At 42.6% G+C, this 11,164-nt stretch carries 10 protein-coding genes and 1 pseudogene; 10 read left to right on the top strand and 1 reads right to left on the bottom strand.

Going from position 1 to position 11,164, the window contains the following annotated elements:
- Positions 1-257, bottom strand: a pseudogene (locus N473_RS24575) (signal recognition particle-docking protein FtsY); the annotation flags it as partial.
- 288 nt (positions 258-545) lie between these two features.
- Between N473_RS24575 and rsmD the strand changes: the two are divergent.
- The 10 genes from rsmD (at position 546) to N473_RS24525 (ending at position 11,152) form a co-directional block, all read left to right on the top strand.
- Positions 546-1,133 (top strand): 16S rRNA (guanine(966)-N(2))-methyltransferase RsmD, encoded by a 588-nt coding sequence (gene rsmD / locus N473_RS24570; RefSeq protein WP_063370234.1) that lies wholly within the window; start codon positions 546-548, stop codon positions 1,131-1,133.
- A gap of 173 nt (positions 1,134-1,306) precedes the next feature.
- A complete protein-coding gene (gene rpsU, locus N473_RS24565; protein ID WP_010362466.1) occupies positions 1,307-1,522 on the top strand; it encodes a 30S ribosomal protein S21 in 216 nt (71 codons plus the stop codon).
- Between the two features lie 21 nt (positions 1,523-1,543).
- The gene (locus N473_RS24560; protein WP_039608336.1) at positions 1,544-1,990 is read left to right on the top strand and encodes a GatB/YqeY domain-containing protein; all 447 of its coding nucleotides are present in this window, start codon (positions 1,544-1,546) and stop codon (positions 1,988-1,990) included.
- A 76-nt stretch (positions 1,991-2,066) separates the two neighbouring features.
- A complete protein-coding gene (gene dnaG / locus N473_RS24555) occupies positions 2,067-3,824 on the top strand; it encodes a DNA primase (RefSeq protein ID WP_063370233.1) in 1,758 nt (585 codons plus the stop codon).
- 103 nt (positions 3,825-3,927) lie between these two features.
- Positions 3,928-5,769: an RNA polymerase sigma factor RpoD gene (gene rpoD, locus N473_RS24550; RefSeq protein ID WP_039608334.1), complete on the top strand. Its 1,842-nt coding sequence runs from the start codon at positions 3,928-3,930 to the stop codon at positions 5,767-5,769.
- A 180-nt stretch (positions 5,770-5,949) separates the two neighbouring features.
- Entirely contained in the window at positions 5,950-6,825 is an 876-nt protein-coding gene (prmA, locus tag N473_RS24545; RefSeq protein WP_063370232.1) for a 50S ribosomal protein L11 methyltransferase, read from the top strand.
- Positions 6,826-7,103: 278 nt separating this feature from the next.
- Positions 7,104-8,075 (top strand): tRNA dihydrouridine synthase DusB, encoded by a 972-nt coding sequence (dusB, locus tag N473_RS24540; protein ID WP_081221423.1) that lies wholly within the window; start codon positions 7,104-7,106, stop codon positions 8,073-8,075.
- Between the two features lie 15 nt (positions 8,076-8,090).
- Positions 8,091-8,381 (top strand): DNA-binding transcriptional regulator Fis, encoded by a 291-nt coding sequence (gene fis, locus N473_RS24535; protein ID WP_010374122.1) that lies wholly within the window; start codon positions 8,091-8,093, stop codon positions 8,379-8,381.
- A 252-nt stretch (positions 8,382-8,633) separates the two neighbouring features.
- A complete protein-coding gene (gene purH / locus N473_RS24530; protein ID WP_063370231.1) occupies positions 8,634-10,220 on the top strand; it encodes a bifunctional phosphoribosylaminoimidazolecarboxamide formyltransferase/IMP cyclohydrolase in 1,587 nt (528 codons plus the stop codon).
- A gap of 101 nt (positions 10,221-10,321) precedes the next feature.
- Positions 10,322-11,152: a class I SAM-dependent methyltransferase gene (locus N473_RS24525; RefSeq protein ID WP_063370230.1), complete on the top strand. Its 831-nt coding sequence runs from the start codon at positions 10,322-10,324 to the stop codon at positions 11,150-11,152.
- The last annotated feature ends 12 nt before the right edge of the window (positions 11,153-11,164 follow it).

Genomic DNA, 11,164 nt, shown 5'->3' with positions numbered 1-11,164 from the left:
GCTTGCTCTTTGGCTAAACGTTCTGCTTCTTCACGCTCCGCCTGTTCTTTGGCTAAACGCTCAGCTTCTTCACGCTCCGCCTGTTCTTTGGCTAAACGCGCTGCTTCTTCACGCTCCGCCTGTTCTTTGGCTAAACGTTCTGCTTCTTCACGTTCAGCTTGTTCTTTGGCTAAACGTTCTGCGTCTTCACGCTCGGCTTGCTCTTTATCGGATTTACCAAACCCCAACCAAGATAAAAATTTGTTTTTCTTTCCCATAACCAACTAATACCATATAAGTTTGTATTGTGATTTAGCAGCCATAACCGTATCTATGATCACCACTATTAAACGCAAAGCTGTATAACGCTGCACACATGCGCACCGCCATCTACTACTGTTTGCCAAAATGTTGGGATTTGTACAAAGACCTTAATAATCACACAAAAGACTTTGTGATAATTGTTATAATCACTAAGTTAACGCCATAATATGCGCTTAGTGTATCATGTTCCAAGTAGATGAAAAATTTATAATCGAGCGCAACAAACTCGATAGTGAAAATATATGAAAAAAAGAAAGCCTCAAACCCGAACTGACGGCCATATTAGAATTATCAGTGGTAAATTTAAAGGTCGTAAACTACCAGTAAAAGACGTTGAAGGCCTCAGACCCACAACTGACCGTGTAAAAGAAACCGTATTTAATTGGCTAATGGCAGACACACGTGACGCCAACGTGTTAGATTGCTTTGCTGGCTCTGGCAGTTTAGGCCTGGAATCTCTATCGCGTTTTGCCAATACAGCGACCTTTATAGAATTAGATAAAACTGCAGCTGCGCAAATTAAACAAAATATACAGACGCTTGCATTAGATAATGCACAAGTTGTTCATACGAGTGCGCTCGATTACCTCAGTAAAAACGAGCAAAACCGGACTTTTGACATTATCTATCTCGATCCACCATTTAGAAAAGACCTACTTTCACCTTGTTGCGAATTACTCGAAAGTGCTGGTTGGCTTCATGATGAGTCATTAATTTACGTTGAATTTGAAAAAGAAGCACAACCTAGCCTCCCAGCTAACTGGCAGTTGCTAAAAGAGAAAAAAGCTGGACAAGTGGTTTGCATGCTTTTTCGCCGAGACCATCAATAACGGGGGAAAATGCGCGAAAGAGATTAACGCATGACACAATTATTCAGATCCGCTATAATTTGATCTTTACACGCGGTCTCGCTTCGGCTTACAATACCGCACCATTTTTGAACCAATTGACCATTTTTCGGTCAATTTGAGCCAAGCTCATTATTTAGGTAGGTGAATTTTTAATGCCAGTAATTAAAGTAAGAGAAAACGAACCGTTTGACGTAGCACTTCGTCGTTTCAAGCGTTCATGTGAAAAAGCAGGTATCCTTTCAGAAGTTCGTCGTCGCGAGCACTATGAAAAGCCAACTGCAGAGCGTAAGCGTAAGAAAGCGGCAGCTGTAAAGCGTCACATGAAAAAGCTTTCTCGTGAAAACGCACGTCGCGTTAAACTATACTAATTAACATTTGGTCTTGTACATATGAGCTTATTAGCGACGCTAAAAGACGCCCAAAAGGAAGCAATGAAAGCCAAAGACAAACCTCGTCTTGCGGCAATCAGAGCAGCTCTAGCTGAAATCAAGCAACGTGAAATTGATAACCAGACAACGCTAGACGATGCTGGTATCACCTCAGTGTTGGTTAAACTGGTTAAACAGCGTAAAGACTCTTTCACTCAGTATACTGATGCAGGAAGAGAAGATTTAGCACAAATCGAGGCTGGTGAAATATCAGTACTTGAGTCTTTCTTACCTCAACCTTTATCTGAGGAAGAAGTACTTGAGATGATCGATGCTGCTATCGCTGACACAGGCGCAGCTGGTATGCAAGACATGGGTAAAGTAATGGGTGTGATCAAAGCGAAAGCTGAAGGTCGCGCTGACATGGGCAAAATCTCTGGTTTAATTAAGCAAAGATTAAGCGCATAATTACCCACATACAAATGTATGAAATTAGTAAACCGAGCCTCGTGCTCGGTTTCTTCGTATAAGCGTTAGGAAAACTATGGCTGGCAAAATTCCAAGACAGTTTATCGATGATTTATTGGCAAGAACTGACATCGTCGAGCTTATTGATGGCCGTGTTGGTCTAAAAAAAGCAGGAAAAGACTACCAAGCTTGCTGCCCTTTTCACAATGAAAAGTCTCCTTCCTTTACTGTTTCTAGAGATAAACAGTTTTATCACTGCTTCGGTTGTGGTGCCAATGGCAATGCCATTTCATTTTTAATGGAGTATGACAAACTTGAGTTTGTTGACGCCATTGAAGAGCTTGCCGGTATGTTTAATCTTGAAATACCAAGAGAGCAAGGGCTTGGCGGACCACAGAGAAGCTTTGAAGAAAAAAAGTCTGATTATGACTTAATGATGCATACTGCGCGTTTTTACCAACAGCAGCTGAATTCGCATAATAACGCAGGTCAAGTGCAGGCTTATGTCAAAGGCCGTGGACTATCTGAACAAACCGTTAATAAGTTTCAAATAGGATATGCACCACCAGAGTGGGATGCATTACTTGGCAAATTCGCACGCAATCCGGCTCAGCGACAACAATTGGTTGAATTAAAGCTCGCCAGTGAAAAAACGCCCGGCAGACAATTTGATTTTTTCCGCGACCGACTGATGTTCCCTATTCGTGATAAACGCGGACGAGTAATTGCCTTTGGTGGTCGTGTTATGGGCCAAGATCAGGGGCCGAAATATCTTAATTCACCTGAAACACGTATATTCCATAAAAGCTTTGAATTGTATGGCTTTTACGAAGCTAAGCAAGCACATAAAAAATTAGAACAAGTGCTCATAGTCGAAGGCTACATGGATGTGGTGGCGCTCTCAGAGTACGGTATCGATTATGCGGTTGCAGCACTTGGTACTGCAACCACTCTAGAGCATATGCAAACACTTTTTCGTAATACCGACAAAGTCGTATGTTGTTATGATGGTGATAGAGCTGGTCGTGATGCTGCATGGCGTGCACTTGAACATGCATTACCAAATTTAAAGGATGGTAAGTCATTAGGGTTTGTATTTTTACCGGATGGCGAAGACCCTGATTCTTTGGTCCAGCAAGAAGGCAAAGAGCGCTTTGAAGAGAGATTATTAGCGGCTGATGACTACAGTAAAGTATTATTCAATCGTTTGAGTGAACAGTGTGATTTAACCACTGATGCAGGTAAAGCAAAACTACTCGCGGAAGCGGTACCGCTGATCAATAAAATTCCGAGCGAATTTTATCAAGAGTCTTTACTAACAACATTGGCAAGACTCATAGGTAGAACGCGAGAACAGCTCACCGCAAAACTATCAACACCTAAAAAACAACATAATATAGAGCGCAAATTCAAAGTCACCCCAATGCGACGTGCAATCGGGCTGTTATTACAACATCCAAAACTGGCGAGTTGTGTTGATTACCTACCCGACCTTGCTCACATGCAACTACCTGGCATGGCGCTATTTTTGAGGCTTCAACATACCAGTCTAGAAAACCCCAATTACACCACCGCGCATATATTAGAGTCATTTAGGGATAGTCAAGATTATGAAGCATTAAAAAAGCTCGCAACTTGGCAACATAATATACAAGAAGAGGCCTTAGAAGATGAATTTAAACACACTTTTAAATTTATTGAAGATCAGTGTTTAAATTTACGATTAGAGACCTTACTTATTAAAGACAAAACTGAGGGCTTAAATAGCGACGAACGACTAGAATGTGCGTTATTAACACAAGCTTTAAGCTCTCGTAGAACTGGTCAAAATTAATTTTTGGTGTTATAATGTTCTATTCACTGCGTCAACCAAAATAACGCTGTTTTTAGCTGGCGCCCGTTGTATAAACTTTATCAGAGTGGAAGCATAAATCTCTATGGATCAATCTCCTCAGTCACAACTCAAACTTCTGATTCAGAAAGGTAAGGAGCAAGGTTACTTAACTTTTGCAGAAGTTAACGATCACCTTCCACAAGACATCATAGATTCGGATCAAGTTGAAGATATCATTAGCATGATTAATGATATGGGTATTCAGGTTTCTGAAGCAGCCCCTGATGCCGATGAGTTGATGATGCAAGAAACAACCACCGACGAGGATGCAGCAGAAGCAGCGGCAGCTGCGCTAGCAACGGTAGAAAAAGAAATTGGCAGAACAACTGATCCAGTCCGTATGTATATGCGTGAAATGGGCACCGTTGAGCTACTGACTCGGGAAGGCGAAATTCTTATTGCAAAGCGTATTGAAGAAGGGATTAATCAGGTGCAGATTTCTGTTGCCGAATACCCTGAAGCAATCACGTATTTGTTAGAACAGTGGGACAAGTACGAAGCCGAAGAAATGCGCTTAAGTGACATCGTCACAGGTTTCTTCGACTCATTAGAAGATGACGAAGCAACGATCTCTGCAACGCATATCGGTTCAGAACTAAGTGAAGAAGACTTAGACGATGAAGACGATGATGGAGAGGATGACGACGATTCTGAAGAAGGCGAGTCAGGTCCTGACCCTGAAGTTGCACGCGAGCACTTCGAAGAGCTTCGCTCACTTTACACCAGTGCGCGTCAGTGTTTTGAAGAAAAAGGCCGCAGTCATCCAGATGCACAAGCCGCTATCAAAGAGATAGGTGAGCTGTTCCGCAAATTCAAATTAGTACCTAAGCAGTTTGACCGTATGGTTAATAACATGCGTGAAATGATGGACAAAGTACGTGTTCAAGAGCGTATCATCATGAAACAAGCTGTTCAGATTGCAAAATTACCTAAGAAAACATTTGTTAAGCACTTTGCCAACAACGAAACTGATATTGCTTGGATTGACGCTGAAATTGCAGCGGGTGAAAAGCACTCAGATAAACTTCGTGAAGTGAAACCTGAAATTGAGCGTTGTGTTAACAAGCTAAAAGCTATTGAAGAGAGCACTGGTTTAAGCGTAGAGCGCATCAAAGATATCAACCGTCGTATGAGTATCGGTGAAGCAAAAGCGCGCCGTGCGAAAAAAGAAATGGTTGAAGCGAATTTACGTCTTGTAATTTCAATTGCTAAAAAATACACCAACCGTGGCCTTCAATTCTTGGATTTAATTCAAGAAGGTAATATCGGTCTGATGAAAGCTGTTGATAAGTTTGAATACCGCCGTGGTTATAAGTTCTCAACTTACGCAACATGGTGGATCCGACAAGCGATCACGCGTTCAATTGCTGACCAAGCAAGAACAATCCGTATTCCAGTGCACATGATTGAGACGATTAATAAGCTAAATCGTATTTCTCGTCAAATGCTGCAAGAAATGGGTCGTGAGCCTAGCCCTGAAGAGCTTGCAGAGCGCATGATGATGCCAGAAGACAAAATCCGTAAAGTGCTTAAGATTGCTAAAGAGCCAATCTCTATGGAGACACCAATCGGTGATGATGAAGATTCGCATCTTGGCGATTTCATCGAAGATACAACGATTGAATCTCCGATTGACTCAGCCACAATGGAAAGCTTACGCGGTGCAACCAACGAAGTGCTTGCAGGCTTAACTGCAAGAGAAGCTAAAGTACTTCGTATGCGTTTTGGTATCGACATGAATACAGACCACACGCTTGAAGAAGTTGGTAAGCAGTTTGATGTAACACGTGAGCGTATTCGTCAAATTGAAGCGAAGGCACTGCGTAAACTACGTCACCCTTCTCGCTCTGATCTGCTGAAGAGCTTCTTAGATGTCAAAGGCTAAGAATACAGAATAAAAAAAAGGCCGCATCATGCGGCCTTTTTATTTGAATTTAAATATGTGCCTGTAATTGTACACATCAACACCTAGGTGCTCACATTCAGTAACAGTCATAATCACTGTTAGTCGATGTGTCATTCATCGCACAATGAAAACCAAAAGATATTTAATAGGAACAACATTATGGCTTGGATCCAAATCCGCATTGATGCTAACAAAGAAACAGCCGATCTGATCAGTGATTTACTGATGGATATTGGCTGTCCTTCTGTGACATTTATTGATGGCCAAAACACCCCTGTCTATGAACCTAAGCCGGGTGAAGTTATTTTATGGCCTGAGACAACTGTAATTGGCCTATTTGAAGCAACCCATGATATGCAATCTGTTGTTGATTACCTCTGCGAGCAAATGCCTGAAGCGCCTAAATACAAAATTGAGCAGTTAGAAGACAAAGACTGGGAAAGAGAATGGATGGATAACTTCCACCCAATCAAGTTTGGTGAACGTTTGTGGATCTGTCCGAGTTGGCGCGATATCCCAGATCCAGATGCTGTAAATGTGCTATTAGATCCTGGCCTTGCATTTGGTACAGGCACACACGCTACCACTTCACTCTGTTTACAGTGGTTAGAAGCACAAGACTTAAGTGGTAAAACCGTAGTCGACTTTGGTTGTGGGTCGGGTATTTTAGGCATTGCTGCGATTAAACTCGGTGCAGAACGCGTGATCGGTATCGATATCGACCCACAGGCGCTTGTCGCAAGCAGAGATAATGCACAGCGTAATGGTGTTGCTGATCAACTAGAGGTTTACTTACCAGAGAATCAACCAGAGTTTAAAGCGGATATTGTCGTTGCCAATATTCTTGCTCAACCGCTTAGGGAATTGCATGAAATTATCCTTGGGTTCTTAAAACCACAGGGGGCAATTGCCATGTCAGGGATCCTAGAAGAACAAGCTCAATCTGTTGCTGATGTGTATGCACCATATATTGACTTAGATGCAATAAAACAAGAGGGAGAATGGACTCGAGTAAGTGGAATTACAAAACCATAACAAGTGTAACGACTATCTTCTGAGTTAGTATTCTATTACGCGTAAAGCCTGTACTTAACAGGCTTTACGCTTTTTTTACAGCTCGATAAACACGTCCAGATTTATCATTCAAAAATTTTTGAATAAATTTTCAGCAATTTATACAGCCCTTCATATTGTTACCAAAAGTCAACCCAAAAAGTTCAAAAAAAAAACACTTATGTTCAATTTATAGCCTTTGATTTTTGCGAAAAAAACCGTAAACTTAGCGCCCCTTGAAATGAGGCAGATGAATAGCAGTGCGTATTGGTCCTTACCAACTTGATAACAATGTGATCGTAGCTCCAATGGCCGGTATAACAGACCGACCATTTAGACAATTATGTCGGCGTCTTGGCGCAGGACTTGCGGTTTCTGAAATGTTGTCATCAAATCCAAAGGTTTGGAAAACTGATAAATCGATGAACCGAATGGATCACTCTGGTGAATCAGGCATACGTTCAGTGCAAATTGCAGGAGCCGATCCTGAGCTTATGGCACAAGCTGCACAATTCAATGTCAAAAATGGCGCGCAAATCATAGATATCAATATGGGTTGCCCAGCCAAAAAAGTGAACAAAAAACTCGCAGGTTCTGCACTGTTGCAGTACCCGGATTTAGTTGAGGAAATAGTACAAGCCGTGGTTAGCGCGGTAGATGTGCCTGTCACCCTAAAAATCCGGACTGGATGGGATCCTGACAACCGTAATGGTGTTGAAATTGCGAAAATAGCCGAGCGCAATCGTATTGCATCACTGGCAGTGCACGGAAGAACTCGTGCATGCATGTATAAAGGTGACGCGGAATACGACACTATCAAAGCGATAAAGCAATCGGTTTCTATGCCTGTTGTAGCGAATGGTGACATAACGTCTCCAGAAAAAGCTAAGCAGGTTTTGGATTATACGGGCGCAGATGCCATCATGATTGGTCGAGCCGCTCAAGGTCGTCCTTGGATTTTCCGAGAGATAGACTATTATTTGCGAACTGGAAAACACTTACCAGCACCTGAGATTTCCGAAGTGCGTGGTATTTTGATGGAACACCTAGTGAACCTCCATCAGTTTTACGGTGAACCAATGGGAGCGCGCATCGCACGCAAACATGTATCTTGGTATTTGCAGTCCCATGACCAAGAAGGTCAATTTAGGCGAGTATTCAATGCACTTGAGGAGCCAGAGGCGCAAATCGAGGCATTAGAAAACTATTTTGAAACACTAGCAGCTAACTAAGAAAGAGACATAAAGATGTTCGAACAAAATGTGACTTCTCCTTTTATCACTAACGCTCATGTTCAGTCACAAGAGAAACCGCAACCACTGCGCGATGCAGTAAAAAAAGCTGTCCACCACTACTTAAAGCAGTTAAATGGTCAAGACGTGCAAGATGTATATGAGCTAGTATTATCTGAGCTTGAAGCACCTTTACTAGAAGAAGTAATGACTTACACACGTGGTAACCAAACTCGTGCTGCAATCTTACTAGGTATCAACCGTGGTACCCTTCGTAAAAAGCTTAAAAAGTACGGCATGAACTAATCCGTATTTAAGCTGAAAACGTCCGAATTAGGGCGTTTTCACCCCTTATAGCCTCTTTCCTAAAAAACTCTCCTACTCCATTTATCTGAAAAAAATAAGGCATAATGTCCTCTTATCGCCTAATTAATAGATAAAGTTCAGTATTTCTCAATCTCGTTAACATCATTTCCATCGTTTTCTCATCCTAGTTGAGCTAAAATACAGCCTTTCTAAGCTAGCCCTTAACTAATCATTGAGGAAATCAAAATCATCATGGATATACATCGTCCTATTCGTCGCGCACTTTTAAGCGTGTCAGATAAAACTGGTATCGTTGAGTTTGCCCGTGCTCTTGCTGAGTCAGGTGTTGAACTTCTTTCTACAGGCGGTACTTGTAAACTCCTAGCCGATAACGGCATTCAGGTAACGGAAGTATCTGACTACACAGGCCACCCAGAGATCATGGATGGTCGCGTGAAAACCCTCCACCCTAAAGTACACGGTGGGATCTTGGGGCGTCGTGGCCAAGATGAAAATGTTATGGCAGACAACAACATCTCTGCTATTGATATGGTTGTAGTTAACTTATACCCCTTTGCACAAACTGTTGCAAAAGCTGACTGCAGCCTAGAAGATGCGATTGAAAATATCGACATCGGCGGCCCAACAATGGTTCGCGCAGCAGCAAAAAACCATAAAGACGTAACGATTGTGGTTAATGCCAGCGACTATGACCGCGTGTTATCAGAAATCAAAGCAAATGATGGTTCAACAACGTATAAGACACGTTTTGACCTTGCGATTGCAGCCTATGAACATACAGCACAGTATGACGGCATGATCGCAAACTACTTTGGTAAGCTCGTTGCTGACTACACAGAAGAAGCTGCTGAGGAAACTAAATTCCCGCGCACGATTAATATGCAGTTCACTAAAAAGCAAGATATGCGATATGGTGAAAACTCACACCAAGACGCAGCTTTTTATGTAGAGAACAACATTGAAGAAGCATCAGTTGCAACTGCGAAACAATTGCAAGGTAAAGCGCTATCATACAATAATATCGCGGATACCGACGCGGCACTTGAATGTGTTAAAAGCTTCGATGCACCTGCATGTGTGATTGTTAAACACGCAAACCCATGTGGTGTAGCAGAAGACAAAGATATCTTAAGTGCATACGACCGAGCATTTAAAACGGATCCAACTTCAGCGTTTGGTGGCATCATCGCTTTCAACCGTGAGCTAGATGTAGAAACTGCAAAAGCGATCATTGAACGCCAGTTTGTGGAAGTGATCATTGCACCAAGTATCTCTGCAGAAGCCGCTGAAATCGTCTCTGAGAAGAAGAATGTGCGTCTTCTTGAGTGTGGACAGTGGGCAACTAAATCAACCGGTGTAGACATTAAACGCGTCAATGGTGGCGTGCTTATCCAAGATCGCGATCAGGGTATGGTGACACTGGATGATTTAACGGTTGTTTCCAAACGCCAACCAACAGAGCAAGAGCTGAAAGACTTATTATTCTGCTGGAAAGTCGCTAAATTCGTTAAATCAAATGCGATTGTGTATGCCCGCGACGGCATGACCATCGGTGTAGGTGCAGGCCAAATGAGCCGTGTTTATTCAGCGAAAATCGCAGGTATCAAAGCCGCAGACGAAAACCTTGAAGTAAAAGGTTCTGTCATGGCCTCTGATGCATTCTTCCCATTCCGTGATGGTATCGATGCAGCCGCTGAAGCAGGCATTACTGCCGTAATTCAGCCTGGCGGTTCAATGCGTGATGAAGAAGTAATTGCCGCCGCTGATGAAGCAGGTATGGCAATGGTCTTCACTGGAATGCGCCATTTCCGTCACTAATCGATTTGCGCGAAACGTTTAACGTTTCGCGCTTTTTGTTTGCACCAAATTCAAGTATTCTGACCAAAAGACAATCACAATAACCTTGAAGGAACTGAATAATGAAACTAGGTATTAAAGCATTAGTCACAGCAGGTATCGTCACTGCACTAGCAGGTTGTAGCAGCACCACAAGTTCTGATAGTTCAACTGTAAGCATTGCAAAAGCAGCGCAAAGTAGCGAGCGCGCAGATAATAATCGTGCCCGTGATAAATACCGTAATCCAGTCCAAACATTGGAGTTTTTTGGTCTAAAGCCGAATATGACAGTCGTTGAAATCGCACCAGGCGGCGGTTGGTATACAGAAATCCTAGCGCCAACTGTAAAAGGCCAAGGTACTTTGTATGCAGCACACTTCCCTGCTAACTCAGAGAGGGAGTATTACAAAAAATCGTTAGCTGCGTTTAAAGATAAGATTGCCAACGATGCGCGTTTTAGCGAAATCAAAGTGACTGAATTCTCAGCATTAACACATCATGATATCGCACCTGCAGGCTCTGCAGATATGGTCTTAACTTTCCGTAATGTTCATAACTGGTACATGCGTCCAGGTGATGAAGGTGTGCTTAAATCATTTAAAGCATTCCATACAGCACTTAAGCCAGGCGGCATTTTAGGTGTGGTAGAGCACCGTTTACCAGAACATCGCGATACTGAAGATCAAAAGCGTTCAGGTTATATGAAGCAAAGCTATGTCATCGAAATGGCAAAGAAAGCAGGCTTTGAATTGGTAGCAAGCAGCGAAATCAACGCTAACCCATTAGACAGTGCAAACCACCCTCACGGTGTTTGGACACTGCCACCTAGACTTGCGTTAGGTGAAGAGAAATCTGCGCAGTATAAGGCGATTGGGGAAAGCGACCGTATGACTTTAAAGTTTAAAAAGATTTAATAGGAAACAATG

It is taken from the genome of Pseudoalteromonas luteoviolacea CPMOR-1, assembly GCF_001625685.1.
Lineage (GTDB): Bacteria > Pseudomonadota > Gammaproteobacteria > Enterobacterales > Alteromonadaceae > Pseudoalteromonas > Pseudoalteromonas luteoviolacea_K.
Note: the sequence above shows the minus strand (reverse complement) of the source record. Positions and strands in the feature narration are given on the sequence as shown.

Excerpts from the sequence above, each read along its gene's own strand:
- prmA (WP_063370232.1), top strand. The coding sequence starts at position 5,950 with ATGGCTTGGATCCAAATCCGCATTGATGCTAACAAAGAAACAGCCGAT.
- dnaG (WP_063370233.1), top strand. The coding sequence starts at position 2,067 with ATGGCTGGCAAAATTCCAAGACAGTTTATCGATGATTTATTGGCAAGA.
- rpoD (WP_039608334.1), top strand. The coding sequence starts at position 3,928 with ATGGATCAATCTCCTCAGTCACAACTCAAACTTCTGATTCAGAAAGGT.
- N473_RS24560 (WP_039608336.1), top strand. The coding sequence starts at position 1,544 with ATGAGCTTATTAGCGACGCTAAAAGACGCCCAAAAGGAAGCAATGAAA.
- purH (WP_063370231.1), top strand. The coding sequence starts at position 8,634 with ATGGATATACATCGTCCTATTCGTCGCGCACTTTTAAGCGTGTCAGAT.
- rsmD (WP_063370234.1), top strand. The coding sequence starts at position 546 with ATGAAAAAAAGAAAGCCTCAAACCCGAACTGACGGCCATATTAGAATT.
- fis (WP_010374122.1), top strand. The coding sequence starts at position 8,091 with ATGTTCGAACAAAATGTGACTTCTCCTTTTATCACTAACGCTCATGTT.
- rpsU (WP_010362466.1), top strand. The coding sequence starts at position 1,307 with ATGCCAGTAATTAAAGTAAGAGAAAACGAACCGTTTGACGTAGCACTT.
- N473_RS24525 (WP_063370230.1), top strand. The coding sequence starts at position 10,322 with ATGAAACTAGGTATTAAAGCATTAGTCACAGCAGGTATCGTCACTGCA.